26 protein-coding genes and 1 riboswitch are annotated in these 25,751 nt (G+C 73.6%); of the genes, 22 read left to right on the forward strand and 4 right to left on the reverse strand.

Going from position 1 to position 25,751, the window contains the following annotated elements:
* Nucleotides 1-280: 280 nt before the first annotated feature.
* From AOM46_RS25635 to AOM46_RS25660, 6 genes are all read left to right on the forward strand, one after another.
* Nucleotides 281-601, forward strand: coding sequence for an integration host factor (locus AOM46_RS25635; RefSeq protein ID WP_062215601.1), 321 nt, complete (start codon nt 281-283; stop codon nt 599-601).
* Nucleotides 602-664: 63 nt separating this feature from the next.
* On the forward strand, nt 665-1,216 hold the full coding sequence (gmk, locus tag AOM46_RS25640) for a guanylate kinase (protein ID WP_062215603.1): 552 nt from the start codon (nt 665-667) through the stop codon (nt 1,214-1,216).
* 50 nt (nt 1,217-1,266) lie between these two features.
* On the forward strand, nt 1,267-1,539 hold the full coding sequence (gene rpoZ, locus AOM46_RS25645) for a DNA-directed RNA polymerase subunit omega (protein ID WP_062215606.1): 273 nt from the start codon (nt 1,267-1,269) through the stop codon (nt 1,537-1,539).
* Between the two features lie 137 nt (nt 1,540-1,676).
* Nucleotides 1,677-2,888: a bifunctional phosphopantothenoylcysteine decarboxylase/phosphopantothenate--cysteine ligase CoaBC gene (gene coaBC / locus AOM46_RS25650; protein ID WP_062216254.1), complete on the forward strand. Its 1,212-nt coding sequence runs from the start codon at nt 1,677-1,679 to the stop codon at nt 2,886-2,888.
* Between the two features lie 167 nt (nt 2,889-3,055).
* Nucleotides 3,056-4,264: a methionine adenosyltransferase gene (gene metK / locus AOM46_RS25655; RefSeq protein WP_062215608.1), complete on the forward strand. Its 1,209-nt coding sequence runs from the start codon at nt 3,056-3,058 to the stop codon at nt 4,262-4,264.
* Between the two features lie 370 nt (nt 4,265-4,634).
* Nucleotides 4,635-6,758 (forward strand): primosomal protein N', encoded by a 2,124-nt coding sequence (locus AOM46_RS25660; RefSeq protein ID WP_234314004.1) that lies wholly within the window; start codon nt 4,635-4,637, stop codon nt 6,756-6,758.
* A 14-nt stretch (nt 6,759-6,772) separates the two neighbouring features.
* Here AOM46_RS25660 and AOM46_RS25665 read toward each other — a convergent pair whose 3' ends face one another.
* On the reverse strand, nt 6,773-7,153 hold the full coding sequence (locus tag AOM46_RS25665) for a MerR family transcriptional regulator (protein ID WP_062215609.1): 381 nt from the start codon (nt 7,151-7,153) through the stop codon (nt 6,773-6,775).
* Nucleotides 7,154-7,298: 145 nt separating this feature from the next.
* Here AOM46_RS25665 and AOM46_RS25670 point away from each other — a divergent pair, with 145 nt between their 5' ends.
* On the forward strand, nt 7,299-8,213 hold the full coding sequence (locus AOM46_RS25670; protein ID WP_062215611.1) for a chlorophyllase: 915 nt from the start codon (nt 7,299-7,301) through the stop codon (nt 8,211-8,213).
* A gap of 44 nt (nt 8,214-8,257) precedes the next feature.
* Here the strand turns inward: AOM46_RS25670 and AOM46_RS25675 are convergent, their stop codons facing one another.
* Nucleotides 8,258-8,749 carry a hypothetical protein gene (locus AOM46_RS25675; protein WP_062215613.1) on the reverse strand — a complete coding sequence of 164 codons (492 nt, stop codon included), beginning with the start codon at nt 8,747-8,749 and terminating at the stop codon, nt 8,258-8,260.
* 315 nt (nt 8,750-9,064) lie between these two features.
* Between AOM46_RS25675 and fmt the strand changes: the two genes are divergently transcribed.
* The 4 genes from fmt (at nt 9,065) to AOM46_RS25695 (ending at nt 13,353) form a co-directional block, all read left to right on the forward strand.
* Nucleotides 9,065-9,997: a methionyl-tRNA formyltransferase gene (gene fmt / locus AOM46_RS25680; protein ID WP_062215615.1), complete on the forward strand. Its 933-nt coding sequence runs from the start codon at nt 9,065-9,067 to the stop codon at nt 9,995-9,997.
* 97 nt (nt 9,998-10,094) lie between these two features.
* Nucleotides 10,095-11,510 (forward strand): RsmB/NOP family class I SAM-dependent RNA methyltransferase, encoded by a 1,416-nt coding sequence (locus AOM46_RS25685; RefSeq protein WP_062215617.1) that lies wholly within the window; start codon nt 10,095-10,097, stop codon nt 11,508-11,510.
* A 65-nt stretch (nt 11,511-11,575) separates the two neighbouring features.
* Nucleotides 11,576-12,238: a ribulose-phosphate 3-epimerase gene (gene rpe / locus AOM46_RS25690; RefSeq protein WP_062215619.1), complete on the forward strand. Its 663-nt coding sequence runs from the start codon at nt 11,576-11,578 to the stop codon at nt 12,236-12,238.
* An 83-nt stretch (nt 12,239-12,321) separates the two neighbouring features.
* Nucleotides 12,322-13,353 (forward strand): sugar-binding transcriptional regulator, encoded by a 1,032-nt coding sequence (locus tag AOM46_RS25695; RefSeq protein WP_062215622.1) that lies wholly within the window; start codon nt 12,322-12,324, stop codon nt 13,351-13,353.
* A 126-nt stretch (nt 13,354-13,479) separates the two neighbouring features.
* On the opposite strand, the gene AOM46_RS25700 is transcribed toward AOM46_RS25695, so the two are convergent.
* A complete protein-coding gene (locus tag AOM46_RS25700) occupies nt 13,480-14,397 on the reverse strand; it encodes an LLM class flavin-dependent oxidoreductase (protein WP_062215624.1) in 918 nt (305 codons plus the stop codon).
* A 268-nt stretch (nt 14,398-14,665) separates the two neighbouring features.
* Between AOM46_RS25700 and AOM46_RS25705 the strand changes: the two genes are divergently transcribed.
* From AOM46_RS25705 to AOM46_RS25715, 3 genes are all read left to right on the forward strand, one after another.
* The gene (locus tag AOM46_RS25705) at nt 14,666-16,105 is read left to right on the forward strand and encodes a GuaB1 family IMP dehydrogenase-related protein (RefSeq protein WP_062215626.1); all 1,440 of its coding nucleotides are present in this window, start codon (nt 14,666-14,668) and stop codon (nt 16,103-16,105) included.
* Between the two features lie 75 nt (nt 16,106-16,180).
* A complete protein-coding gene (locus tag AOM46_RS25710) occupies nt 16,181-16,873 on the forward strand; it encodes a bifunctional 2-polyprenyl-6-hydroxyphenol methylase/3-demethylubiquinol 3-O-methyltransferase UbiG (RefSeq protein WP_062215629.1) in 693 nt (230 codons plus the stop codon).
* A gap of 161 nt (nt 16,874-17,034) precedes the next feature.
* Nucleotides 17,035-17,487 carry a phospholipase gene (locus AOM46_RS25715; protein ID WP_062216258.1) on the forward strand — a complete coding sequence of 151 codons (453 nt, stop codon included), beginning with the start codon at nt 17,035-17,037 and terminating at the stop codon, nt 17,485-17,487.
* Between the two features lie 17 nt (nt 17,488-17,504).
* On the opposite strand, the gene AOM46_RS25720 is transcribed toward AOM46_RS25715, so the two are convergent.
* Nucleotides 17,505-18,722, reverse strand: a complete 1,218-nt coding sequence (locus tag AOM46_RS25720; RefSeq protein ID WP_062215631.1) for an MFS transporter — start codon at nt 18,720-18,722, stop codon at nt 17,505-17,507.
* 132 nt (nt 18,723-18,854) lie between these two features.
* Here AOM46_RS25720 and AOM46_RS25725 point away from each other — a divergent pair, with 132 nt between their 5' ends.
* The 8 genes from AOM46_RS25725 (at nt 18,855) to AOM46_RS25760 (ending at nt 25,541) form a co-directional block, all read left to right on the forward strand.
* Entirely contained in the window at nt 18,855-20,078 is a 1,224-nt protein-coding gene (locus AOM46_RS25725) for an ROK family transcriptional regulator (RefSeq protein ID WP_062215633.1), read from the forward strand.
* A 115-nt stretch (nt 20,079-20,193) separates the two neighbouring features.
* Nucleotides 20,194-20,324, forward strand: a riboswitch (FMN riboswitch).
* Between the two features lie 326 nt (nt 20,325-20,650).
* The gene (locus tag AOM46_RS25730) at nt 20,651-21,283 is read left to right on the forward strand and encodes a riboflavin synthase (protein ID WP_062215635.1); all 633 of its coding nucleotides are present in this window, start codon (nt 20,651-20,653) and stop codon (nt 21,281-21,283) included.
* Entirely contained in the window at nt 21,280-21,945 is a 666-nt protein-coding gene (locus tag AOM46_RS25735) for a nicotinamide mononucleotide transporter family protein (RefSeq protein ID WP_062215637.1), read from the forward strand. The genes AOM46_RS25730 and AOM46_RS25735 overlap by 4 nt, the downstream gene beginning before the upstream one ends.
* On the forward strand, nt 21,942-23,288 hold the full coding sequence (locus AOM46_RS25740) for a bifunctional 3,4-dihydroxy-2-butanone-4-phosphate synthase/GTP cyclohydrolase II (RefSeq protein WP_062215639.1): 1,347 nt from the start codon (nt 21,942-21,944) through the stop codon (nt 23,286-23,288). Before AOM46_RS25735 ends, AOM46_RS25740 begins: the two co-directional genes overlap by 4 nt.
* 46 nt (nt 23,289-23,334) lie before the next feature.
* Nucleotides 23,335-23,841, forward strand: a complete 507-nt coding sequence (ribH, locus tag AOM46_RS25745; RefSeq protein ID WP_062215641.1) for a 6,7-dimethyl-8-ribityllumazine synthase — start codon at nt 23,335-23,337, stop codon at nt 23,839-23,841.
* 13 nt (nt 23,842-23,854) lie between these two features.
* A complete protein-coding gene (locus tag AOM46_RS25750) occupies nt 23,855-24,127 on the forward strand; it encodes a phosphoribosyl-ATP diphosphatase (RefSeq protein WP_062215643.1) in 273 nt (90 codons plus the stop codon).
* Between the two features lie 77 nt (nt 24,128-24,204).
* Nucleotides 24,205-25,053, forward strand: a complete 849-nt coding sequence (hisG, locus tag AOM46_RS25755) for an ATP phosphoribosyltransferase (RefSeq protein ID WP_062215645.1) — start codon at nt 24,205-24,207, stop codon at nt 25,051-25,053.
* Nucleotides 25,050-25,541: a PH domain-containing protein gene (locus AOM46_RS25760; RefSeq protein ID WP_062215648.1), complete on the forward strand. Its 492-nt coding sequence runs from the start codon at nt 25,050-25,052 to the stop codon at nt 25,539-25,541. The genes hisG and AOM46_RS25760 overlap by 4 nt, the downstream gene beginning before the upstream one ends.
* The last annotated feature ends 210 nt before the right edge of the window (nt 25,542-25,751 follow it).

The raw sequence follows: 25,751 nt of genomic DNA on the forward strand, positions 1-25,751 counted from the left end.
CGGGGGGCGGACGCGGCGCGAGGGGCGCCCCGGAGGGCGCGGAAACGTTCCTCGTTCACTCAACTCCACCGAAAAGCGTGGGCATATATCCGATATGTCGCCGAGGCTCCTCAGCTGACCAGGACTTTTTGTCGATTCTCCCTGACTTATTGGCGTCACGGCCGCTAGTCTCCGTCGAGAGCGGAGCCCCGGGCGCGTTGCTCGTTGCTCCACTGGTGCGGTGCCACTAGGTTCCTCACCGTTCCCTATCCGACAGTTCGACAACCGAGGTGACGTAGGCGTGGCTCTTCCGCCCCTTACCCCTGAACAGCGCGCAGCCGCGCTTGAGAAGGCCGCCGCGGCTCGCCGGGAGCGCGCCGAGGTCAAGAATCGGCTCAAGCACTCCGGTGCGTCCCTGCACGAGGTCATCAAGCAGGGCCAGGAGAACGATGTCATCGGCAAGATGAAGGTCAGCGCCCTGCTGGAGTCGATGCCCGGCGTGGGCAAGGTCCGCGCCCGTCAGATCATGGAGCGGCTCGGCATCTCCGAGAGCCGCCGGGTCCGTGGTCTCGGCTCCAACCAGATCGCCTCCCTTGAACGGGAGTTCGGCAGCGGCGCCTGAGATCGTGCCGCGCTCGCCGAAGCGGTTTTCGCCACCGAGGCGGGAAGCGGGATAATCGCCGGCATGACCGATCGTTCGCGACTGACCGTGCTCTCCGGCCCCTCCGGGGTCGGCAAGAGCACGGTCGTCGCTCATCTGCGCAAGGCCCATCCGGAGGTGTGGCTCTCCGTCTCCGCGACCACTCGGCGTCCCAGGCCGGGGGAGCGGCACGGGGTGCACTACTTCTTCGTGAGCGACGAGGAGTTCGACAAGCTCGTCGCCAACGGCGAGCTGCTGGAATGGGCCGAGTTCGCCGGCAACCGCTACGGCACGCCGCGTCGCGCCGTCGTCGACCGCCTTGAGGCGGGCGAGCCGGTGCTGCTGGAGATCGACCTCCAGGGCGCCCGGCTGGTCCGCGCCTCCATGGCCGACGCCCGGCTGGTGTTCCTCGCCCCGCCCAGCTGGGACGAGCTGGTCCGCCGGCTCACCGGGCGGGGGACGGAGCCCCCCGAGGTGGTGGAGCGCCGGCTGGCCGTGGCGCGCGGCGAGCTGGCCGCCGAGACGGAGTTCGACGTCACGCTCGTCAACACCTCCGTCGAGGAGGTCTCCGCCGAACTGCTAGCCTTGATTCGTTGAACCCCGGGGGCCCGTCCAATCGGCCCCCGACCTCCACCGGAAGGCAGAGCGTGTCCTCTCCCATCACCACGCCCGAGGGCATCATCAACCCGCCGATCGATGAGCTGCTTGAGGCGACCGACTCCAAGTACAGCCTGGTGATCTACGCCGCCAAGCGCGCGCGGCAGATCAACGCGTACTACTCGCAGCTCGGCGAGGGCCTGTTGGAGTATGTCGGCCCCCTCGTGGACACCCATGTGCACGAGAAGCCGCTCTCCATCTCGCTGCGGGAGATCAACGCCGGTCTGCTCACCTCCGAGGCCATCGAGGGCGCCACCGACTGACGCGCGCCGCCTCGCGCGGTCCGCCTGAGGGGCCCGGCAGCCAGGGTGCTGCCGGGCCCCTGGCATGCCGTGCGGCAGGATGGGGCGCGGTCGCCCTTTCGGGTGGGCCGCGAGGCAGGCGAGGAGAGGGGCCAGTGGTGGGTCAGCCGGAGATCGTGCTGGGCGTGGGCGGTGGCATCGCCGCCTACAAGGCGTGTGAACTGCTGCGCCTGTTCACCGAGTCGGGACACGCGGTGCGGGTGGTGCCCACCGCCTCGGCGCTCCGCTTCGTCGGCGCCCCCACCTGGGCCGCGCTCTCGGGACGTCCGGTGACCACCGAGGTGTGGGACGAGGTCGACGAGGTCCCGCATGTGCGGATCGGGCGCCGCGCCGACCTGGTGGTGATCGCCCCCGCCACCGCCGACCTGCTGGCCAGGGCCGCCACCGGGCGCGCCGACGATCTGCTCACCAATGTGCTGCTGACCACCCGCGCGCCCGTCGTGCTGGCCCCCGCCATGCACACCGAGATGTGGGAACACCCGGCCACCCGGGACAATGTCGCCACCCTCCGCCGCCGTGGCGCGGTGGTGATCGAACCGGCCGTCGGCCGGCTCACCGGCGCCGACACCGGCAAGGGCCGGCTGCCCGATCCGGCGGCGATCTTCGAGGTGGCCCGCCGGGTGCTGGCCAGGGGCCAGGCCGCCGCCGAGCCCGATCTGGCCGGCCGCCGCGTGGTGATCAGCGCCGGTGGCACCAGGGAGGCCATCGACCCGGTGCGCTATCTGGGCAACAACTCCTCGGGCAAACAGGGCTACGCGCTGGCCCGCACCGCGCAGGCCAGGGGCGCCGAGGTGGTGCTGGTCGCCGCCAACACCGCGCTCCCCGACCCGGCCGGCGTCGACATCCGGCGGGTCACCAGCGCCGAGGAACTGCGCCTCGCGATGCACACCGCGGCCAAGGGCGCCGACGCCGTGGTGATGGCCGCCGCCGTCGCCGACTTCCGGCCGAGTCAGCGTGCCCAGCAGAAGATCAAGAAGCGCGACGGAGTGGAGCCCGACCCCATCGCCCTGGTCCGCAACCCCGATGTGCTGGCCGAACTCGCCACCGCCCGCCCGGCCGGCCAGGTCGTCGTGGGCTTCGCGGCCGAGACGGAGAACGTGCTGGCCGGCGGGCAGGCCAAGCTGGCGCGAAAGGGCTGTGACCTGCTGGTGGTCAACCAGGTGGGCGATGGCATCGCCTTTGGCACCGACCAGAACGAGGCCGTCATCCTGGCCGCCGACGGCACCACGACGCCCGTTCCCCTGGGCCCGAAGGAGGCGCTGGCCGACCTCCTCTGGGACGCCGTCGCCCGGCGGTGGGCGGACGACTGAGCCGCGTCGGACGGGTGTTCCGGGGTGCGGTCGGACCACGGAAGACAACTCGGATCGCGTCTACCACTCCGCTCGGCTGGCTCCTGCCGATACACTGTCGCTGTCCGTGCCGGCCGCAGGCCCGCGCGGGTGCATAGTCAGCAGCCGCTGCAACCCCAGGGAGCGTTGTGTCCCGACGTCTGTTCACCTCAGAGTCCGTGACCGAGGGTCACCCCGACAAGATCGCTGACCAGATCAGCGACACGATTCTGGACGCCCTGCTCAAGGAGGACCCGGCCTCCCGGGTCGCCGTGGAGACGATGATCACCACAGGGCTCGTCCATGTCGCGGGTGAGGTCACCACCCAGGCGTACGCGGATATCGCGACGCTGGTGCGGGGCAAGGTCCTCGAAATCGGATACGACTCCTCCAAGAAGGGGTTCGACGGCGCGTCCTGCGGCGTCTCGGTCTCCATCGGAGCCCAGTCTCCCGACATCGCGCAGGGCGTCGATGTCGCCTACGAGTCCCGCGTCGGCGGCACCGAGGACGCGCTGGAGCAGCAGGGCGCCGGTGACCAGGGCCTGATGTTCGGCTACGCCTGCGACGAGACCCCCGAGCTGATGCCGCTGCCGATCCGGCTGGCGCACCGCCTCTCGTACCGGCTCTCCGAGGTCCGCAAGAACGGCACCATCCCCTACCTGCGCCCCGACGGCAAGACGCAGGTCACCATCGAGTACGACGGCGACAAGGCGGCCCGTCTCGACACCGTGGTGGTCTCCAGCCAGCACGCGGCCGACATCGACCTGGACTCGCTGCTCGCGCCCGACATCCAGGAGTTCGTGGTGGAGCCCGAGCTGCGGGCGCTGCTGGGCGACGGGATCAAGCTGGAGACGGAGAACTACCGTCTGCTGGTGAACCCGACCGGCCGGTTCGAGATCGGCGGCCCGATGGGCGACGCCGGACTCACCGGACGCAAGATCATCATCGACACCTACGGCGGCATGGCCCGCCACGGCGGCGGCGCCTTCTCCGGCAAGGACCCGTCCAAGGTGGACCGTTCGGCCGCCTACGCGATGCGCTGGGTGGCGAAGAACGTCGTCGCCGCCGGGCTGGCCACGCGCTGCGAGGTGCAGGTCGCCTACGCCATCGGCAAGGCCGAGCCGGTCGGTCTCTTCGTGGAGACCTTCGGCACCGCCTCGGTGGCGCCCGAGCGGATCGAGCAGGCCATCTCCGAGGTCTTCGACCTGCGCCCGGCCGCCCTCATCCGCGATCTGGACCTGCTGCGGCCGATCTACGCCCAGACCGCCGCCTACGGCCACTTCGGCCGCGAGCTGCCCGACTTCACCTGGGAGCGCACCGACCGCGTCGACGCGCTGCGCGCCGCCGCCGGCGCCTGACCGGCGGTCCACAGCAACGGCCCGGGGCCGGCGCCGGTCACCGACCGGCGCCGGCCCCGGTGCCGTGGCGCGGCCGCCGGCGGTGGGTGCGCTCGCCGGTTCGCCTTCCCGCCGGCGGCCGGCCCGTGCCTGGCCGTGTCCGGTGCTGCCGGTGGGTTCCGTTCTCGCGGTGCCGGCGGCCCGGGTGTTCTGCGGGCCCTGGCCGCGGCCGGGCGGTATCCGGCGTTGTCGGCGGGACATGTTCCCTCGGTGCCGGTGGCCGGGTGTGCTGTCCACAGGGGCGGGGCTTTCCGCCGGCCTCGTCGGCGGTGGCCGACCGGCGACGTGCCCGCCGCGCCGGGTTGTCGGACCCTTCTGGTCTACTGGACGGGTGAGTGAGGCGGGCGCCGACCAGCGGCGGGACGGTGAGCAGCTGGCGCTGATCAGGGCCGCCGCCCGGGCCCGCCCCAAGGCCAAGCCGCGCACCTGGCGTGGTGCGCCGCTCGCCGAACACCTCCCGGTCGCCCGGGTGTTGGTCGACAAGGGCCTGGTCCATCTGGACCGCTGCTTCGACTACGCGGTGCCCGCCGCGCTCGACGCCGACGCCCAGCCGGGCGTCCGCGTCCGGGTCCGGTTCGGCGCCGGCCAACGCGAGGGGCGCCGCGAGGGCGGCGGCCTGATCAACGGCTTCGTCGTCGAGCGCCGGGCCGAGAGCGACTTCGCCGGCGTGTTGGCGCCGCTGGCGCAGGTGCTATCCGCCGAGCCGGTGCTCACCCCCGAACTGCTGCGGCTCTGCCGCGCGGTCGCCGACCGGTACGCCGGTGCGCTGGCCGATGTGGTGCGGCTGGCGATCCCGCCCCGGCTGGCCCGCGCCGAGCGACACCCCACCCCGCCGGCGGCCCCCGTCCCCGCCCCGCCCCCGCCGGGCGGCTGGTCCCGTTATCCGCATGGCCCCGGCTTTCTGACCGCCCTCGCCGAGGGCCGCGCGCCGCGCGCCGTGTGGACGGCGCTGCCCGGGCGGCGCTGGCCCGACGAGCTGGCCGCCGCGCTGGCAGCCGCCCTGGCCGGCGGGCGCGGCGCGCTCGCCGTGCTGCCCGACGGACGGGCCGCCACCCGGGTGGACGCGGCCCTGACCGCGCTGCTCGGCCCCGGCCACCATGTGCTGCTCACCGCCGACGCCGGGCCCGAGGCCCGCTACCGCCGCTGGCTCGCGATCCACCGGGGCGCGGTGCGCTGCGTCGTCGGCACCAGGGCCGCGATGTTCGCCCCGGTCCGCTCGCTCGGGCTGGCCGCGATCTGGGACGACGGCGACGAGGCGCACCGCGAGGAGCGCGCGCCCCACCCGCACGCCCGCGAGGTGCTGCTGCTGCGCGCCGCTCAGGAGGGCGCGGGCCTGCTCCTCGGCGGCCACGCGCACACCGCCGAGGCCGCCCGACTCGTCGACAGCGGCTGGGCCAGACCGCTCGCCGCCGAACGGGACACGGTCCGCGCGGCCGCCCCCCTGCTGCGCACCGTCGGCGACGAGGACCAGGCGCGCGACGAGGCCGCCCGTTCCGCCCGGCTGCCGACGCTGGCCTGGCGGGCGCTGCGCGACGGCCTCGGCCGGGGCCCCGTCCTCGTCCAGGTCCCGCGCCGGGGCTATGCCCCGCGCCTGGCCTGCGCCCGCTGCCGGGAGACGGCCCGCTGCCTCGGCTGCCAGGGCCCGCTCGCCTCGACGGCCGGCGGGGAGGAGCCGCGCTGCGCCTGGTGCGGCGAGCCGGCGCCGCGCTGGCACTGTCAGGAGTGCGGTGGCGACCGGCTGCGCGCCGTGGTGGTGGGCGCGCGCCGCACGGCCGAGGAGCTGGGCCGAGCGTTCCCCAAGGTCCCGGTGCGCACCTCCGGCCGGGACCAGGTGCTGGCCACCGTCCCCGACGAGCCGGCCCTGGTGGTCAGCACCCCGGGCGCCGAGCCGGTGCCCGAAGGCCCCGGCTATGCCGCCGTGTTGCTGCTGGACGGCTGGGCGCTGCTGGGCCGGCCCGATCTGCGCGCCGGCGAGGAGGCGCTGCGCCGCTGGCTCAACGCGGCGGCGCTGGCCAGGGGGCGTCACGACGGGGGAGCGGTGGTGGTGCTCGCGGAGGCGACGCTGCGCCCCGTGCAGTCGCTGGTCCGCTGGGACCCGGCGGGGCACGCGCTGCGCGAGCTGGCCGACCGCCGGGATCTCGGCTTCCCGCCGGTCTCCCGGATGGCGGCCGTCAGCGGCCCGCCCGAGGCGGTCGACGGTCTGTTGGCCACGGCCGAACTCCCGGCCGAGGCGGAGGTGTTGGGCCCGGTGCCGCTGCCGGCCCCGCCCGCCGGGCGGCCCCGCGCGGCGGGCGGACCACCGCCGGGGGAGGAGTGGACCCGCGCCCTGATCCGGGTCCCACCGGGCGCCGGCGGACGGCTGGCCGCCGCGCTCAAGTCCGCCCAGGCCCACCGCCTCGCCCACCGCGACGGCCCCCCGGCCTGGGTCCGCATGGACCCGGACGACATCGGCTGACCTGCCCCGTCCGGCTACCCGGTGGGCTCGGGCCGGCAGGGCCTGCCGGTGCGCAGGTTGGCGTCGGCGGCGCCGATGACGGAGTCGAGACGGTCCCTGGTGCGGGCCAGATCCGTGAGGTGCCGTTCGATGCGGTCGCGCTCCGCCGTCAGCCGGGTGAGCAGTTCGGGAGTGGCGCGGCCGTCGAGGACACACGGCAGCAGCTCGACGATCGTCCGGCTGGAGAGCCCGGCGGCGTAGAGCTGCTGGATCAGCAGGACCCGGTCGACCGCGCTCTCCGGATAGTGGCGCTGCCCACGGGGGCTGCGCTCGGCGGCCAGCAGGTCCCGTTCCTCGTAGTAGCGCAGGGCCCGCACGCTGACGCCGGTCCTCGCGGCGAGTTCTCCGACGCGCATCTGCTCTCCCTCACGCCGTCTCCGCTCACGCCGGACGCCAGGCACTTGCCCCTGACGTCAACGTCAGGTTTTAGCGTAACGGACGAACGGGCGCCCGCCCCGTCACCCCTGTCCCGCACCCACCACGACGGAGAGCAGCACACCCATGACCACGTCCACCCCGATCGTCTCGGTCAAGCCGATCGTGTTGCCCGCGCCGGGGCGCGGCGCCGAACTGCCGGTCCGCGTCTCCGCCCCGGTCACCGGGGCCGGCCTGCCGATCGTCCTCTTCGCGCACGGCTTCGGCTCGAACCTCGACGGATACGCGCCGTTGGTCGACCACTGGGCCGGGCACGGCTTCGTGGTGATCCAGGCCACCCACCTCGACTCCAAGCGGCTGGCACTCGCGCCGGACGATCCGCGCTCGCCCGGGCTGTGGCGCCACCGCGTCCAGGACCTGAAACGCGTCCTCGACCAGCTCGCCACGGTGGAGGCGGCCGTGCCGGGGCTGGCCGGACGGGTGGACCACAGCCGCGTCGTCGCGGCCGGGCACTCCTTCGGCGGCCAGACGGCCGGCATCCTGGTGGGCCTGCGCGTCGTCGATCCCGGGACCGGGACCGCCGAGGACCTGTCCGACCCCCGCGTCCTGGCGAGCGTCCAGCTGGCCACCGCCGGCCGGGGCGGGGACGGGCTCACCCCCTTCGCCCACCAACACCTGCCCTGGCTGCGCGACCAGGACTTCTCCCGGATCACCGCGCCCGGGCTCGTCGTCGCGGGGGACGACGACGAACTCCCGCTGCTGTCGACAAGGGGAGCGGCCTGGACCACCGACCCCTACACCCTCGGCGGCGCCGGCAGAAGCCTGCTCACCCTCTTCGGCGGCCAGCACTTCCTCGGTGGCATCTCCGGCTACGAGGCCGCCGAGACCACCGACGAGAACCCGGAGCGCGTCGCCCTGGTCCAACGGGTGACGCTCGCCTATCTGCGCCATGTCACCGGCGTCGACAGCGGCGACTGGGACGCGGCCCGCACCGACCTGGCCGGCGACGCCCACCCGCTGGGGCGACTGGAGTCGAAGTAGTCGGAGAGTCGGCCCCCGCCGGCACCGCGCCCGGCCGGCGGCCGTCAGCCGCCGCGTTGACCGGGGACGGTGTGGGGTTCGGCGGTGGTCGGCTGGGGGCGGCGGGCCAGCTGGGGGGGTGGGGTCGGGGACGGCGCGGCAGCTGCCGGCGGAGCCGTCTGCGGAGCCGCCGGCGGGGCGCCCGTCGTGGGGCGGCGTGCGCCGTAACGGCGGTGCACCGCCTGCTTGGTGACCCCCAGCGCGGAGCCCACCGCGTCCCAGGAGAAGCCGAGGGAACGGTCGAACTCGACGGCCGCGGTGACCAGTGCCTCCACACTGTCCCGCAGCTCCTGGGCGAGTCGTACCGTGGGGGCCGGGGCCCGGCCGTACACCACAAAGCCGGCCGACGGGCCGGTGCGGCGGGGGCGGTAGACGTTGCCCAACTGCGCGGTGAGCGTGCGCAGCGCGTCCACCTGGCGGCGAACCCGCTCGATGTCGCGTACCAGCAGATGCAGGCTGGCCCGCGCCTGGGCGTCAGGGGTGGCGTGGTCGGCCATGAACAAGCCTCTCGAACCGGCGTCAAGGAAGGGGAGGGGCCGGAGAAGAAGGCCCCTCGGGTCAATCTGCCTTGACCAACGCGCCACCCAGCGCCTGAGTCACGCCCTCGGCGCGCATCGTCAACTCGGCGGAGCGTGCGCCCTCGCGAGCACGCCCCTCGGGGGACCGCCCCGGCGCGGAACGTAGACTCGGCGGACGTTCACGCCGCGCGTCAAGGGCACCTCCACAAGCACGTTCACGGAGGAGCCGGCGAGGCGTCGGTGAGGCGTTCGAGTTGTGTCCCGAAGATCCTTCCGAGAGGTCACCCACCCACGATGAGGCTCGTGTTCGCAGGAACCCCCGAGGTAGCCGTCCCCGTGCTGGACGCCCTGTTGGCGTCCGACCGGCATCAGGTCGTCGCCGTGGTCACCCGGCCCGACGCCCCCGCCGGGCGTGGGCGTCGGCTGGTGGCCAGCCCGGTGGCGGAGCGTGCCGCCGAGGAGGGCATCGAGATCCTGCGGCCGCGCCGCCCCAGGGACCCCGACTTCCTGGCCCGGCTGACCGAGATCGCGCCCGACTGCTGCCCGGTGGTGGCCTATGGCGCGCTGCTGCCCAAGGCCGCGTTGGAGATTCCCGCGCACGGCTGGGTCAATCTGCACTTCTCGCTGCTGCCCGCCTGGCGCGGCGCGGCCCCCGTCCAGCACGCGGTGCTGGCGGGCGACGAGGTCACGGGGGCGAGTACCTTCCAGATCGAGGAGGGCCTTGATTCCGGCCCGGTCTACGGGGTGTTGACCGAGGAGATCAGGCCCCGGGACACCAGCGGCGACCTGTTGACCCGGCTGGCGCTCGCCGGCTCGGGGCTGCTGGCGGCCACCATGGACGGCATCGAGGACGGCGCGCTGAGCCCCAGGCCGCAGCCGGCCGAGGGGATCAGCCTGGCGCCCAAGCTCACCGTCGACGACGCGCGCGTCGACTGGAAGGCGCCGGCGCTGCGGGTGGACCGGGTGGTCCGCGCCTGCACTCCGGCGCCCGGGGCCTGGACCACCTTCCGGGGGGAACGTCTCAAGCTGCGCCAGGTCAGCCCGCTGCCCGAGCGGCCGGCGTTGGCCGCCGGCGAGTTGGTCGCGGAGAAGCGTGCGGTGCTGGTCGGCACCGGATCGCACCCCGTCGAGCTGGCCTGGGTGCAGCCGCAGGGCAGGAAGCCGATGCCGGCCGCCGACTGGGCGCGCGGTGTGCGGGTCGCCGAGGGTGAGCGGCTGGGCGACTGAGCCGCATACCCTGGACCACCGCACACCCTCCCCGTTGACAGCCCCTCAACCCCGCAACGCCCGTCACCCCCTTCGTACCGCCGGAGTCATCGTTCCCGTGAGCAGTCGGCCGCGCCGTCCGTCCAAGCCCTACCGCCGTCCCCAGCGCGATCCGGCGCGGATCGTCGCCTTCGAGGCGCTGCGCGCGGTGGAGGAACGGGACGCCTACGCCAACCTGGTGCTGCCGCCGCTGCTGGCCAAGGCCAAGAAGGCCGGCACCCTGGACGACCGGGACGCGGCGCTGGCCACCGAGCTGGTCTATGGCACGCTGCGCCGCCAGGGCACCTATGACGCGATCCTCGCCGAGTGCGTGGACCGCCCGCTGCGCGAGGTCGACCCGCCGGTGCTCGATGTGCTGGCGCTCGGCTGCCACCAGCTGCTCGGCACCCGCATCCCCCGCCACGCGGCGGTGAGTTCGGCCGTCGAGCTGGCGCGCTGTGTGCTGGGCGACGGTCGGGCCAAGTTTGTCAACGCGGTGCTCCGGAAGGTGACGGCGCACGATCTGGACGGCTGGATCGAACAGCTCGCCCCGCCCTACGACAAGGACGCCGAGGGCCACCTCGGGCTGCGCCACGCGCATCCGCGCTGGGTGGTCGGCGCCCTCTGGGACGCGCTGGGCGGCGGACGTGCCGGCATCGAGGAGCTGCTGGTCGCCGACAACGAACGGCCCCGGGTCACCCTGGCCGCCCGCCCCGGGCGCAGCAGCCGGGACGAACTCCTCCAGGGCCAGGGCGCCGAACCCGGCCGGTACTCGCCGCAGGCCGTGCGGCTGGCCGAGGGCGGCGAGCCGGGCGCGGTACCTGCCGTGGTCGAGGGCCGGGCCGGGGTGCAGGACGAGGGCAGCCAACTGGTGGCGCTCGCGCTGGCCAACGCGCCGGTGGACGGCGCCGACCGCCGCTGGCTGGACGGCTGCGCCGGCCCCGGCGGCAAGGCCGCGCTGCTGGGCGCGCTCGCCGCCGAACGCGGGGCCGCGCTGGTCGCCGCCGAGATCCAGCCGCACCGGGCCAGGCTGGTGGCCCGCGCGCTGGACGGAAACCCGGGCCCGTACCAGGTCGTGGTCGCCGACGCGAGCCACCCGTCGTGGCCGCGGGACAGCTTCGACCGGGTGCTGCTGGACGTGCCCTGCACCGGTCTCGGCGCGCTGCGCCGCCGGCCCGAGTCCCGCTGGCGCCGTCGCCCGGAGGACCTGGACCGGCTGGCCACCCTGCAACGCGCGCTGCTCCGCGCCGGCCTCGCCTCCGTCCGCCCCGGCGGCGTCGTCGGCTACGCCACCTGCTCGCCGCATCTGTCGGAGACCCGTCTGGTGGTCGCGGACGTGCTCAAGGGGCTGACGGATATCGAGGTCGAACGGGTGGACGCCAGGCCGCTGCTGCCCGGCGTCCCCGATCTCGGCGACGGGCCCGACGTCCAGCTGTGGCCGCACCGGCACGGCACCGACGCCATGTATCTGGCGCTGCTGCGCCGCACCCGCTGACGGCGGGCGGCCCCCGGTCGGGCCCGGTTTCGGCCACGCTGATTTCGGGGTGAATACTGGGCCCCATGGCCCAGATCAACCCCAGCATCCTCTCCGCCGACTTCGCCCGCCTCGCCGACGAGGCCAGGGCCGTCGAGGGGGCGGACTGGCTGCATGTCGACGTGATGGACAACCACTTCGTGCCGAACCTGACGCTGGGCGTGCCGGTCGTCGAGTCGCTGCGGAAGGCGACCGACATCCCGTTGGACTGTCATCTGATGATCGACGAACCGGACCGCTGGGCGCCCGGCTTCGTCGAGGCGGGCGCCGGCTCGGTCACCTTCCATGCGGAGGCGGCGGCCGCGCCGGTGCGGCTGGCCAGGGAGATCAGGGCCCTGGGCGCCAGGGCCTCGATGGCGCTCAAGCCGGCCACCCCCATCGAGCCGTTCGAGGATCTGCTGCCCGAGCTGGACATGGTCCTCGTCATGACGGTCGAACCGGGCTTCGGCGGGCAGGCGTTCCTCGACATCATGCTGCCCAAGATCCGCCGCACCCGGCAGCTGATCGAACGCCACGGCCTGCCGCTGTGGCTCCAGGTCGACGGTGGTGTTTCGGCCGGCACCATCGAGCGCTGCGCCGAGGCGGGCGCCGACGTCTTCGTCGCCGGCTCGGCGGTCTACGGCGCGGACGATCCGGCGGCGGCGGTGCGCGGCCTGCGCGAGGCGGCCGAACGGGCCCGCGCGCGGTGAACGTCGTCGCGTTCCATCTGCGAGGATGAAGGCGGAACGTGACCGGGGGCACAGTGGGGGCACAGTGTCCGACGCAGTGTCCGATGAACAGTGAGGTGAGTGCGGTGCCGACCGGAAGGTCAGCCACACGGATGGGGCCCGCCGAGCTGATGCAGGCGGCGGCGATGGCACGGCGCTTCTACTTGGAGGGCAAGTCCAAGATCCAGATCGCTGAGGAGTTCGGCGTCAGCCGCTTCAAGGTGGCCAGGGTGCTGGAATCAGCGGTGGAACACGAGCTGGTACGGATCGAGATCCGGGTGCCGGCGGAGTTGGACGCCGACCGCTCGGACGCGCTGCGCGCACATTTCGGCCTGCGCCATGTGGTCGTCGCCGAGTCGCCGTCCGAGGCGGTGGACGACACGCCCGATCCGGAGCATCTGGGCGAGGTGGCCGCCGAGTTGCTGGAGGAGCTGGTCACCGAGGGGGACGTGTTGGGGTTGGCCTGGGGACGGTCGACGATCCATATGGCGGCCGCCCTGCGCGAGCTGCCGCCCTGCACGGTGGTCCAGCTGACCGGGGTCTATGACGCGGGGGCGGCCGAACGCGGCTCGGTGGAGGCGGTCCGCCGGGCCGCTGCCGTTTCCGGGGGAGAGGCGCATCCGATCTACGCCCCGATGCTGCTGCCCGACTCGGGCACGGCGGCGGCGCTGCGCGCCCAGCCGGGGATCTCGGCGGCCTTCGACTACTTCGACAAGGTGACCATCGCCGCCGTGTCGATCGGCACCTGGGAGGCCGGCATCTCCACGGTCTACGACATGCTCGGCAAGGAGGACCGGGACCACTACGCCTCGCTGGGCGTCGCCGCCGAGATGTCGGCCCACCTCTTCGCCGCCGACGGCCGCCGGGTCGGCCGCGACCTCGGCGAACGGTGCATCACGGTGGAGCCGGATCGGCTCCGTCGGGTCCCCGAGGTGGTGGCCATCGCCGGCGGCCGACGCAAGGCCGGCGCGATCGACGCGGTGCTCCGCTCGGGTCTGGTCACCAGCCTGGTCACCGACACGGCCGCGGCGGACCTCCTCCTCGCCACCCCACCCCCCACCCGCCCGGCCCTGGAACGCACCGACCCCGACGCGTGACGCTGCCCGCCGGGGTTGAGCCACCCGCCCCCCGCCGCGCGTCGGCCCGGCCACCGGGCTTGAGGAGAAGTGGCCGGCGGAGGCCGGACGTTGACGCGCCAGCCGGGCACTGCGTCGGACGGTCCGTCAGGACTCCGTTTCCAGCACCGGTTTGATGATCTGTCGGTCGAGCCAGGTGGCGGCGTTCGGAGGGAAGGGCATCCGGAGGCTGAGGACGATATGGGTGATGCCGGTGGCCGCGAGGGCGTGGACGGTGGCGCGGGTGGCGGCGGGGTCGTCGTAGGAGACATGGGTCTGGGCGGAGCGGACCAGGCTGGCCGGGTCCCGGCCCAGTGCGGCGCAGTGGGCGTTCAGGGTGTCGATCCGTGCGCGGATCGTCGGGAGGTCGTGGTGCGGTGGGCCCTGGATGTTCCAGATGTCGGCGTGTTCGGCGGCCACCCGGAGCGTGCCGTCGCCGGCGCCGCCGACCAGCAGGGGGAGGCGGCGGGCGGGGCGGGGGAGGGCCTGGGCCCGGCGCAGCCGGTAGTGGTGGCCGTCGAAGTCGACCGGGTCCGGCGAGTCCCAGAGGGCGCGCAGCAGTTGGCAGCTCTCGGCCAGCCGGGTCAGGCCCTCGCCCGGCGCGGGCGGCGCGATGCCCAGCGCGCGGTAGCCGGCGACGGCTCTGGCCGCCGGGCCGGGCGCCGGCTCCGTGCCGGCGCGCGGGCGGGTGGTGCCCATGCCGAGGCCGACGGTGAGCCGGCCGGCGGAGATCTCCTCGACGGTGGTGGCGATCTTGGCCAGCAGCGCCGGGGGGCGCAGCCGGTTGCTGGAGACCAGGAGGCCGAGGCCCAGGCGTTCGGTGCCGGCGGCGAGCGCCGCGAGGGTGGTCCAGCCCTCCAGCGCGGGGCCGCCGGGTGGGCCGAAGACGGGGAAGAGGTGGTCCCAGAGCCAGGCGTGTTCGATGTGCTCGATCTCGTCGGCTTCCCGCCAGACGCGCAGCAGGTCCGCGTAGCCGACATGGGCGGGTGTGGTCTTGATGCCGAAGCTCAGCCGCTGGGCGGTCATGGGCCCCCGTTCGCCGCGATGGGTGTTGATCGTCGAGCGTCATGGTGGCAGCGGTTCGGGGGAGGCGCCGGGGTTCGGCGGAACGTTCCCCCGGCGGGTGACCGCACGCGTGGGGGCGTGCGGGCGGGCGCGCGCCCCGGTGTGCGCTGCCGCGCGGGCGGGTGCGGACGGTCACCCTGGTCGGTCGCGACCTGGGTGATAATGACACAGGAGCCGCAGCCTCCCACCAGCCCGATGACAGCGAGCCACAGCAGGTGAGAGTGCGCCCATGAAGTTCCTCCATGACGCCCAGCCGTCCTATGACCTGACCTATGACGATGTCTTCATGGTCCCCAACCGTTCGGCCATCGGCTCCCGGCTGGCGGTGGATCTCTCCTCGCCGGACGGCACCGGGACGACCATCCCGTTGGTGGTGGCGAACATGACGGCCGTCGCGGGGCGGCGGATGGCGGAGACGGTGGCCAGGCGGGGCGGTCTGGCGGTGATTCCGCAGGACATCCCGATCGATGTGGTGACCGAGGTGATCGGCTGGGTGAAGCGGCGCCATCTGGTGTTGGACACCCCGATCGTGCTGGCCCCGACCCAGACGGTGGCGGACGCGCTGGCGCTGTTGCCCAAGCGGGCGCACAACGCGGGGGTGGTGGTGTCCGCCGAGCGTCCCGTCGGCATCGTGACGGAGGCCGATCTCACGGGCGTCGACCGGTTCACCCAGGTCGGTGAGGTGATGTCGCGCGATCTGCTGGTGCTCGCCGCGGATCTGGATCCCCAGGAGGCGTTCACCACGCTGGACTCGGCGCATCGCAAGATCGCCCCGGCGGTGGGCCCGGACGGACGGTTGGTGGGCATCCTCAGCCGCAAGGGCGCGCTGCGGGCCACGCTCTACCAGCCGGCCGTGGACGACGGGGGCCGGCTGCGCGTCGCCGCGGCGGTCGGCATCAACGGCGATGTGGCCAGCAGGGCCGAGGCGTTGCTCGCGGCCGGCGTCGACACCCTGGTCGTCGACACCGCGCACGGTCATCAGGAGTCGATGCTCTCGGCGCTGCGCGCGGTGCGCGCCCTGGATCCGGGGGTGCCGGTGGTGGCGGGGAACGTGGTCTCCGCCGAGGGCACGCGGGATCTGATCGAGGCGGGCGCCGACATCGTCAAGGTGGGCGTGGGCCCGGGCGCGATGTGCACGACGCGGATGATGACGGGCGTCGGGCGGCCGCAGTTCTCCGCCGTGTTGGAGTGTGCCGCCGAGGCGGCCCGGTTCGGTCGGCATGTCTGGGCGGACGGCGGGGTGCGGCATCCCAGGGATGTGGCGATGGCGTTGGCGGCCGGCGCGTCCAATGTGATGGTCGGCTCCTGGTTCGCCGGCACCCACGAGTCGCCGGGCGATCTCCAGCAGTCGGCGGACGGGCGGCTCTACAAGGAGAGCTTCGGCATGGCCTCGGCCCGCGCGGTGCGCTCCCGCACCTCGGCCGAGTCGGCCTACGACCGGGCGCGCAAGGGGCTGTTCGAGGAGGGCATCTCCACCTCGCGGATGTTCCTGGACCCGGCCAGGCCGGGCGTCGAGGATCTGATCGACTCCATCGTGGCCGGCGTCAGGTCCGCGTTCACCTATGCGGGGGCCGGCAGCCTGGCCGAGTTCGGCGAGCGGGCCGTGGTGGGGGTGCAGAGCGCGGCCGGATACGCCGAGGGGCAGCCGCTGCACGTGAGTTGGCAGTAGGGGATCAGCGGAATCGGGTCTTCGAGGTATCCGAAACATTGGTCCCGGGGCAACGGGCCGTGATCTGATGACGGAATGAGTGGACGTACCCGTGAGGGATACAGCGGAACGGGTCCCGGGCCGATCACGCCGGACGGTTGTGCGGTGGAACGCTGGCTCCGACTGCCGGTCGGGCGGGAGCCGAACATCATCGAACGCGCGGTTCCGCCCGGCGCCGGCATTCTCGAACTCGGCTCCGGCGTCGGGCGGGTGACCCACCCGCTGATCGAACGGGGCTTCACGGTGACGGCCGTCGACGAGTCCCCCGAGATGCTGGAGCATGTCAGGGACGCCCGTACGGTGTGCTCCTCGATCGAGGAACTGGAGCTGGGCGACGAGAAGTTCGACGTGGTGCTGCTGGCCTCGTTCCTGATTCACAACGGTGATCCCGGGGTGCGCGCCGGGATGTTGCGCACCTGCCGCCGCTATGTCGCCGACGGCGGCGTGGTGTTGATCCAGCGGGAGGGCGAGGACTGGCACCAGCGGGTGCCCCGGGAGGCCAGGACCGGTTCCGACGGGGTGATCCGGGTGGCCGCGGCGGACCCGATCGGGCCCGATCTCACCCGGATCCGGGTCGAGTACGAGTTCCCGGACGCCGAGTGGACGCACACCTTCCCGTCCTACCGCTGGAGCCGTGAGGCGTTCGAGGAGGCGCTGGAGGGCGCGGGGCTGCCCGTCGAGCGGTATCTCACCCTGGACCGCACCTGGGTGCTGGCCCGACCGGCCTGAGCCCGGTGGGCCGGCCGCCGGCAGTCGTTTGCACGCTCGTCAACTGCTGGGCGTGCGCGAAGGGTTGAGCAATCCTTCGGTGGTCCGTAGGTTCGTCTCCCGGAAGACACGGCCCGCCCGGACCGGGCGGGCCGCCGACCCTGGGAGGATGCGCCATGCGCATGCGTCATCGGATCGCCACCCTGCTCTCCGCCCTCGCTCTCGGCTTCGGCACGGTCGCCGTCGCCGCCGCCCCGGCGAACGCCGCACCGGCCGACAAGCCGCAGGTGCTCAGCAGTTGGACACAGACCAGCGCCAGCAGCTACAACGCCTGGGTGTCAGCCCGCAACAACCAGGGCAACTGGTCGTCGTACGGCTTCGACTGGAGCACCGACTACTGCTCCTCGTCGCCCGACAACCCCTTCGGCTTCCCCTTCGCGACCTCGTGTGCGCGGCACGACTTCGGCTACCGCAACTACAAGGCCGCCGGCACGTTCTCCGCCAACAAGGCCCGCCTGGACAACGCGTTCTACCAGGATCTGCTCCGCGTCTGCGGCAACTACTCCGGTGCCACGGCCACCGCCTGCAACGGCACCGCCTGGACCTACTACCAGGCGGTCCGGCTCCTCGGCTGAGCGGCCCGGCCCCGGCCTCAGGGGGCGGGCAGCGCCCTGGCGGCGCTGCCCGCGTCCGAGGCCGCGACCTCGCGCGCCGGCCGCTGCCCGAGCACCCCGGCGCCCAGCAGCAACAGCGTGAGCGCCGCCGTCACCAGCCCGAACGAGGCCCGCAGCGAGGCGAGTTCGCCGAGCGCGCCGATCACCGACGGGGCGAACAGGCCGGCCGTGTAGGTCACCGTGGCCACGCCGGCGATAGCCCGGCTCGGGTTGGGGCCGCTGTGCCCGGCGGCCGCGAAGGTGAGCGGCACCACCACGGCGACGCCCACGCCGATCAGGGCGAAGCCGAGCACCGCCTGTGCCGAGACGGCGGCGGTGACCACCAACAGGCCGCCGGTCGCGGCCAGTGAGGCACTGATCCGCACCGTGCGCACCGGGCCGAGCCGGCGCACCACCGCGTCCCCGGCGAGCCGGGCCAGCGCCATGGTGCAGGCGAACGCGGTGTAACTGGCCGCCGCGACCGTCTCCGAGGCCCCGGTGACATCCCGCAGATAGACGCCGGACCAGTCCATGCTGGCGCCCTCGGCCAGCACCGCGCAGATCCCCACGGCGCCGATCAGCAGCGCCGACCTCGGCGGCAGCGCGAACCGGGGCGGCGCCACCTCGCCGGCCGTGGGCCGCACGTCGAGCAGGCCCCGGCTCAGGAACGGGACGGCGAGCGTCAACGCCAGGGCGACCAGCGGGAGATGGATCCGCGCGTCCAGGCCGAGCCAGACGGCGCCGACGCCCAGCGCCGAGCCGAGCAGGGTGCCGACGCTCCACAGTCCGTGCAGGCCCGACATGATCGACCGCCCGTGGCGCTCCTCGACCTCCACGCCCTGGGCGTTCATGGCCACGTCCGCCATGCCGCCGGTCGCGCCGGACAGGAACAGCAGGGCGCAGAGCACCGGGAGGCTGGGCGCCAGCGCGACCAGCGCGAAGGCCACCGTGAAGAGCGCCAGCAGGCCGCGCACCGCGGCCCGCGCGCCATGCCGGTGCATCACCCGGCTGGCCAGCGGCATCGCGGTCGCGGCGCCGATCGCGGGGAACGCCAGGGCGATCCCCAACGCCGCCGTGCCCAGGCCGAGTTGGTCCTGGATCCAGGGGATGCGGGTGACAAAGCTACCGCTGGCCGCGCCATGCGTGGCGAAGACGAGGGAGACGGCGATCCGGGCCTGACGTATCCGCGCGCGATCGGCGGACATCTGCTGAGACATGGCGTTTCCGATTCCTCGGGAGGCTCGGGGACGGGGAGGAGCGAGCCGGCGGGCAGCGAGGCGCCTGCCGGGACCGACCGGAGAAAAACTATCAGGAAGGCTTCCTGATAGAAAGCCGATATGATGCGGCCCATGAGCACCGTCCGCACCGCGACCCCCCGTACGGCCCGTGTCATCAACGACCGGGCCGTGCTCGAACTCCTCGCCGAACACGGGGCGTTGACCGCGCCCCGGCTGCGGGAGCTGACCGGGCTCTCCCGCCCGAGCGTCGCCGATCTGCTGGGCCGGCTCAACCGCGAGGGCCTGGTCACCGTCGTCGGCGAGGCGGGCGCCGACCGTCCAGGGCCCAACGCCAAGGTCTACGGCCTGATCCCCGACCGGGCCCATGTCGCCGCGCTGGACGTCCGCACCGAGGGCGTCACCCTCGCCCTGGCCGACCTCACCGGCGAGACGGTCGCCAGCGCGACCCTGCCGCTCGACCGGCCGACCACGCCCCCCGACGGCGCCGGGAGCGGCCGACACCCCATGGTCGATGCGGTGCTCACCACGCTCGCCGGGGAACGGCGGCGCGCCGGGGTGCGGGAGCTGCACACCGTCGTGCTCGGCGCGCCCGGCCTCGCCGACCCGGCCACCGGCGCGCTGCGCCCCTCGGACGGACTGCCCGCCTGGCACCGGGAACTCCTGGTCGCGCTGCGCGGCACGCTGGACGCCCCGGTGCTGCTGGAGAACGAGGTCAACCTCGCCGGGATCGCCGAGCACCGGCTGGGCGCCGTCCAGGACGTGGACACCTATGTCCTGCTGTGGCTGGGTGCCAGCGTCGGCGCGGCCGTGGTGCTCGACGGCGCGCTGCGCCGGGGCGCGTCGGGCGGCGCAGGGGAGGTCGGCTTTCTGCCGGTCCCCGGCACCGGGGGAGTGCCGTCGGCGGCCGACTGCGACCGGGGCTTCCACGGGCTCGCCGCCAGCGCGGCCGTGCGCGCGCTGGCCCGGCGGCACGGGCTGCCGGCCGCCGGCGCCCAGGGCGACGAGGTCGCCGGCGCCGAGGCGCTGGTCCGCCGCGCGGTGGCCGACGACGGCGGCCAGGCGGCCGGCTTCCTCGACGAGCTGGCCGGGCAGATCGCCCTCGGCGCCGCCGCCGTGACCGCCGTCCTCGACCCGGGTTTTCTCGTCCTCGGCGGCGAGGTCGGCCGCGCCGGCGGAGCCGCGCTGGCCCGCCGGGTGGCGGAACGGCTGGGCGCCGTCTCCCCGCTGGAGACGGAGGTCCGCGCCTCGACGGTCACCGGCAGCGCGGTCCTCGGCGGCGGACTGCTCACCGCCCTGGACACCGCGCGCGCCGACCTCTTCGCCACCGACCGTTGACGACGACCGCGCCCCACGCGCGGCGGGTCCGGCGAGCCCGTGCGGATGTGAGGCGGCCCACAGGGTTGCGTGCCCCGGTGGATCGCGTGGCAGACTGGGGGGCGTACCAGTGACGTAGCGCACTCCGGGGTCGGTGAAAGTCCGAACCGGCGGTTATAGTCCGCGACCCGTCCGCTGCCAGCGGCCGGTTGACCAGGTGAAATTCCTGGACCGACGGTTAAAGTCCGGATGGGAGGCAGTGCGCGGCGGATGTGGTGTGCGTGTTCGGCCCGTTCGGTCGTCCCTCCCGTGAGGGCCGTCGTCCGGTCGGGTTCCGCGTCACCGCCCTCCCGCCGTCCCTGAAGTCAGCCCCGGAGTCGTGCCCTGAAGAGGCAGGAGACCCGGTGGCCCCCGCATCCGCAGCCCGCGTGCGCGGCGTTCTCGCCGCCCGGGACGGTGTTCGTCCCATGACCCGCGCGGAATCACCGTCCCGCTCCCGGTGTTGCTCCTCCCGGCACACGCCGACGCCGCCCCGCGCGTCGGCCCGCCGCGTCCCGCGTCCCGTCGCCGTTCGCAGCACCGAGGAGTCCTGAATGTTCACCGGAATCGTCGAAGAGCTGGGTGAGGTCGTCGCCGTCGAGCGCCTGAACGACTCGGCGCGCCTGCGCCTGCGCTCCAAGGTGGCCGTCGAGGACGCCGTGCACGGCTCCTCCATCGCCGTCAACGGCGCCTGTCTGACGGTGGTCGAGCTGGGCGCGGACGCGTTCACCGCCGATGTGATGGCCGAGACGCTGCGCCGGTCCAACCTCGACGGCCTCGCCCCCGGCGACCAGGTCAACCTGGAACGCCCCATGGCGCTGGGCGGGCGGCTCGGCGGCCATCTGGTGCAGGGCCATGTGGACGGCACCGCCGAAGTCCTGGCACGGGTCCCCGGCGAACGCTGGGAGACGGTCACCTTCGCGCTGCCGCCGGGGCTGGCGCGCTATGTGGTGGAGAAGGGCTCGATCACGGTGGACGGCGTCAGCCTGACCGTGGTCGAGGCCGGCACCGACCGGTTCTCCGTCGGCCTGATCCCCACCACCCTCGAACTGACCACGCTGGGCCGCAGGCAGCCGGGTGACCTGGTCAACCTGGAGGTCGACCTGCTCGCCAAGCATGTCGAGCGGCTGCTGGCCCACGGCGTCACCGGCGGCCTCGAAGGGGCGGCGGAGGGGAACGCGTCATGAGCCCCGACCAGTTGAACGCCACCGCGTTCGAGGTGTTCGACCAGTCGGTGATGTGGTCCGACATGGTCGGCAACCTCGCCGGGCTGGCCGCGCTCGCGCTCGGCTGGCGCCGCTCCATCCTCACCTGGCCCGTCCAACTGCTCTCCGGGCTGATCCTGGTGGCCGCCTACAGCGCCGCCGACCTCGGCGGCGGCGTGGGCAAGCAGCTGCTGGTGATCACCGTCGCCCTGTGGGGCTGGCGGCAGTGGCGGATCGGCCGCCGGGACACCGGGGACGGCCAGATCACCGTCCGCTTCGCCACCTGGCGGGAGCGCGGCGCGCTGCTGGCCGGCGCCGTGGTGGGCACCCTGCTGGTGGGCGGGCTGTTCACCGCCGTGCCCGAACTCTCCTGGAACCCCTGGCCGGACGCCTATATCTTCGTCGGCACCCTGGTCGCCATGGTCGCCCAGGCACGCGGTCTGGTGGAGTTCTGGATCGCCTGGCTGCTGGTCGACCTCGTCGGCGTCCCCCTCGCGTTCAGCAGCGGACTGCCGTTCTCCGGCCTCGTCTATGTCGTCTACCTGTTCCTGGTCATCTGGGGGATGCGCGACTGGTGGCAGCGCTCCCGGGAACGGCACCAACCGCGCCCCGTGGTGGGCACCCTGGAAGGAGCGGCGGCATGACCGTCACACAACGGGCGCCCGAGGTGCCCCAGCCGCAGTCCCGGCCCGACACCCCGGGCGAGGCCCCGGACGAGGCGCCGCTGGACCCGATCGAGCGGGCCGTCGCCGATATCGCCGCCGGCCGCCCCGTCGTGGTCGTCGACGACGCGGACCGGGAGAACGAGGGCGATCTGGTGATGGCCGCCGAGCTGATCACCCCCGAGATCGTCGCCTTCATGATGAGCGAGTGCCGGGGCCTGATCTGCGTCCCGATGGTCCCCGAGGAGCTGGACCGGCTGGACCTGCCGCAGATGGTGGAGAAGAACACCGAGTCGATGGCCACCGCGTTCGCCGTCTCGGTGGACGCCGGCCCCGAACACGGCGTCACCACCGGCATCTCCGCCGCCGACCGGGCGGCCACCATCCGGCTGCTCGCCGACCCGGCCGCCACCGCCGGCGACTTCGCCAGGCCGGGACACGTCTTCCCGCTGCGCGCCCGCACCGGCGGCGTGCTGGTCCGCGACGGGCACACCGAGGCCGCCGTCGACCTGGCCACGCTCGCCGGGCTGCGGCCCGCCGGCGTGGTGGTGGAGATCGCCGGCGAGGACGGCACCATGCTGCGGCTGCCCGCGCTGCGCGCGTTCGCCCGCCGGCACGGCCTGACCCTGGTCTCCATCGCCGACCTGGTCGCCTACCGCACCGCCCAGGACTCCGCCGAGGCGCTGGCCGTGACGCCGGCGGTGCGCCGCGAGGCGGTCACCTCACTGCCCACCGCGCACGGCGTCTTCCGCGCCCACGGCTACCGTTCCACCACCGACGACGTCGAGCACATCGCGCTGGTCAAGGGCGATATCGGCGACGGCGACGATGTGCTGGTGCGGGTGCACTCCGAATGCCTCACCGGCGACATCTTCGGCTCCCAGCGGTGCGACTGCGGGCCGCAGCTCGCCACCTCCCTGGACCGGATCAGCGCCGAGGGGCGCGGCGTGGTGCTCTATCTCCGGGGCCACGAGGGGCGCGGCATCGGTTTGCTCTCCAAGCTGCGCGCCTACGAGCTTCAGGAACGCGGACGGGACACCCTGGACGCCAATCTGGAGCTGGGACTGCCGGCCGACGCCCGCGACTACGCGGTGGGCGCGCGAATCCTCGCGGACCTCGGTGTGCGCTCCCTGCGCCTGATGACCAACAACCCCGACAAGGCCGAGGCGCTCACCCGCCACGGACTGCGGGTCAACGGCCGGTTGCCGCTGCCCATCTCGCCGGGCGAGCACAACCTCCGCTACCTGCGGACCAAGAGGGACCGGATGGGCCACGACCTGCCCTGGCTGGACACCGCCCCGGTGTCCGCCTGCGGCAACCAGTAGCACCCCGGCACAGAGACAGTCGAGTGAGAGATCCGAGGAGTAAGCCGTGAGTGGGACAGGCTCCCCCGAGTTGACGGTCAGCGACGCCACCGATCTGCGGGTGGCCGTGGTGGCCGCCCAGTGGCACCGGACGGTGATGGACGGGCTGCTGGACGGCGCCCAGCGCGCCCTGGACGATCTGGGCGTGACCACACGCACCGTGCTGCGCGTCCCCGGCAGCTTCGAACTCCCCGTGGCCGCCGCGGTGTTGGCCCGTCAGGGGGTGGACGCGGTGGTCGCCCTCGGGGTGGTCATCAGGGGCGGCACCCCGCATTTCGACTATGTCTGCCAGGGCGTCACCGAGGGCCTGACCAGGGTGAGCGTCGACACCGGGGTGCCCGTCGGCTTCGGGGTCCTCACCTGTGACACGGAGGCGCAGGCCATCGCCCGCGCCGGCCTCGCCGGATCCACCGAGGACAAGGGGCACGAGGCGGCCAGCGCCGCCGTCGCCACCGCCGCCGTGCTGCGGGCCGCGACCGAACCCGGGCGCTGGCCGGTGGCCCCCACGCCGTAGGCTGAGGGGCACCATGGCCAACAAGACATTCGACCAGCTCTTCGCAGAGCTGCAGCAGAAGGCCGCCACCGGCGACCCCTCCACCTCGCGCACCGCCGAGCTGGTGGGGGCCGGCGTCCATACCATCGGCAAGAAGGTCGTCGAGGAGGCCGCCGAGGTCTGGATGGCCGCCGAGCACGAGAGCGCCGACCGTACCGCCGAGGAGATCTCCCAGCTCCTCTACCACCTGCAGGTGATGATGGTCGCCCGGGGCATCTCGCTGGACGACGTCTACGCCCATCTCTGAGCCGACCCCGCCCGCCCGTTCCCCGTCCGTTCCCCAGCCACTCCGTTGTGCCCACTCACACGAAGGAAAGCCCGCTCATGCTGCGCATCGCCGTTCCCAACAAGGGTTCCCTCTCCGAGCCTGCGGCGGCCATGCTCCATGAGGCCGGCTACCGCCAGCGCAAGGACCGCAAGGAACTCGTGCTGATCGACGTGGACAACCAGGTCGAGTTCTTCTACCTGCGCCCGCGCGACATCGCCGTCTATGTCGGCCTCGGCCGGCTCGACATCGGCATCACCGGACGCGATCTGCTGCTTGACTCCCGGGCCGACGCCGAGGAGATCATGCAACTCGGCTTCGCCGCCTCGACGTTGCGCTACGCCACCACCCCGGGCACCGTCTCCGACGTCCAGGAGTTCAACGGACTGACGGTGGCCACCTCCTTCGCCGGCGTGGTCGGCGCGCACCTCGCCGAGCACGGCGTCGAGGCGTCCGTGGTGCACCTCGACGGCGCGGTCGAGACGGCCATCCAACTCGGCGTCGCCGAGGTGATCGCGGATGTGGTCGAAACCGGCACCACGCTGCGCAACGCGGGTCTCGCCATCATCGGCGAGCCCATCCTGGAGTCCGAGTCGGTGGTCATCCGCCGCCGGGACGACACTTCGCAGGAGGCCAGGGTCCAGCAGTTCCTGCGGCGCCTGCAGGGCGTCCTGGTGGCGCGCCGCTACGTGATGATGGACTACGACATCAGGACGGAGCTGGTGGAGAAGGCGGTCGCCCTCACCCCAGGACTCGAATCGCCCACCGTCTCCCCGCTGCACGACCGGGGTTGGGCCGCGGTCCGCTCCATGGTGCCGGTGCGCGACGCGCAGCGCGTCATGGACGAGCTGTACGACCTGGGCGCCCGGGCCATCCTCACCACCGGCATCCACGCGGCCCGGCTGTGACCGCCGAACGGGGCGCCTTGCCGCTGACCATCCGCCCCACGGTCACCCGGGTGGTCCTCCTCTCCACCGGCCTCGCGGTCTGGGGCGTGCTCACCCTGATCGCGGTGCTGCTGCCGGCCGGCGGCGCGGTCGCCTGGGGCCTGGGCGACCGGCTGGCGGTGAGCGGCAGCGGGCTGCTGGTCTTCGCCATGCTGGCACTGCTCAGCCGGCCCCGGCTGTCGGCCGACGACGACGGCGTCACGGTGGTCAACCTGACCACCGTGCGCCGCCTCGCCTGGCCCGAGATCGTCCGCGTCACGCTCCGCCCCGGCGACCCGTGGGTCACGCTCGACCTCGCGGACGGCAGCGTGCTGCCCGTGATGGCCATCCAACCCGGCGTCTCCCGCCGGCAGGCGCTGGCCGACGCGAAGACGCTGCGCTCGCTGGCCGACACCCTCGGCTCCGCCGAGGACCCGGCCGAGGGCCCGGCCGGGTCCTCGGCCACCTGACGGCGGTTCGCCGCCCGGCGGATCGGACGCCGAGTTCGGCGCAGTTGCGGAACATGCCGTTGCTGCGGACGAAGAGGGGCCGGGCCATCGCCTTCCGGGTCTCGGGGCCACAGGTCCCGTCCACCCCGATGTCCTGGTGACAGAGGTCGATCGCCCGCTGGGGCTGCAACACCCCGCGCGACCGGGCCCCCCTGGCCCATCACGCGGTTC

Origin of the sequence: Streptomyces sp. NBRC 109706, assembly GCF_000974485.1 — a bacterium.
In the GTDB taxonomy this organism is placed as follows: Bacteria; Actinomycetota; Actinomycetes; order Streptomycetales; family Streptomycetaceae; genus Streptomyces.

Bases quoted from the DNA above. Each gene is read 5' to 3' on its own strand.
- gmk (WP_062215603.1), top strand. From the start codon at position 665: ATGACCGATCGTTCGCGACTGACCGTGCTCTCCGGCCCCTCCGGGGTC.
- AOM46_RS25665 (WP_062215609.1), bottom strand. From the start codon at position 7,153: ATGCGCGTCGGAGAACTCGCCGCGAGGACCGGCGTCAGCGTGCGGGCC.
- AOM46_RS25670 (WP_062215611.1), top strand. From the start codon at position 7,299: ATGACCACGTCCACCCCGATCGTCTCGGTCAAGCCGATCGTGTTGCCC.
- AOM46_RS25675 (WP_062215613.1), bottom strand. From the start codon at position 8,749: ATGGCCGACCACGCCACCCCTGACGCCCAGGCGCGGGCCAGCCTGCAT.
- fmt (WP_062215615.1), top strand. From the start codon at position 9,065: ATGAGGCTCGTGTTCGCAGGAACCCCCGAGGTAGCCGTCCCCGTGCTG.
- rpe (WP_062215619.1), top strand. From the start codon at position 11,576: ATGGCCCAGATCAACCCCAGCATCCTCTCCGCCGACTTCGCCCGCCTC.
- AOM46_RS25695 (WP_062215622.1), top strand. From the start codon at position 12,322: ATGAACAGTGAGGTGAGTGCGGTGCCGACCGGAAGGTCAGCCACACGG.
- AOM46_RS25700 (WP_062215624.1), bottom strand. From the start codon at position 14,397: ATGACCGCCCAGCGGCTGAGCTTCGGCATCAAGACCACACCCGCCCAT.
- AOM46_RS25705 (WP_062215626.1), top strand. From the start codon at position 14,666: ATGAAGTTCCTCCATGACGCCCAGCCGTCCTATGACCTGACCTATGAC.
- AOM46_RS25710 (WP_062215629.1), top strand. From the start codon at position 16,181: ATGAGTGGACGTACCCGTGAGGGATACAGCGGAACGGGTCCCGGGCCG.
- AOM46_RS25715 (WP_062216258.1), top strand. From the start codon at position 17,035: ATGCGTCATCGGATCGCCACCCTGCTCTCCGCCCTCGCTCTCGGCTTC.
- AOM46_RS25720 (WP_062215631.1), bottom strand. From the start codon at position 18,722: ATGTCTCAGCAGATGTCCGCCGATCGCGCGCGGATACGTCAGGCCCGG.
- AOM46_RS25725 (WP_062215633.1), top strand. From the start codon at position 18,855: ATGAGCACCGTCCGCACCGCGACCCCCCGTACGGCCCGTGTCATCAAC.
- AOM46_RS25730 (WP_062215635.1), top strand. From the start codon at position 20,651: ATGTTCACCGGAATCGTCGAAGAGCTGGGTGAGGTCGTCGCCGTCGAG.
- AOM46_RS25735 (WP_062215637.1), top strand. From the start codon at position 21,280: ATGAGCCCCGACCAGTTGAACGCCACCGCGTTCGAGGTGTTCGACCAG.
- AOM46_RS25740 (WP_062215639.1), top strand. From the start codon at position 21,942: ATGACCGTCACACAACGGGCGCCCGAGGTGCCCCAGCCGCAGTCCCGG.
- AOM46_RS25750 (WP_062215643.1), top strand. From the start codon at position 23,855: ATGGCCAACAAGACATTCGACCAGCTCTTCGCAGAGCTGCAGCAGAAG.
- hisG (WP_062215645.1), top strand. From the start codon at position 24,205: ATGCTGCGCATCGCCGTTCCCAACAAGGGTTCCCTCTCCGAGCCTGCG.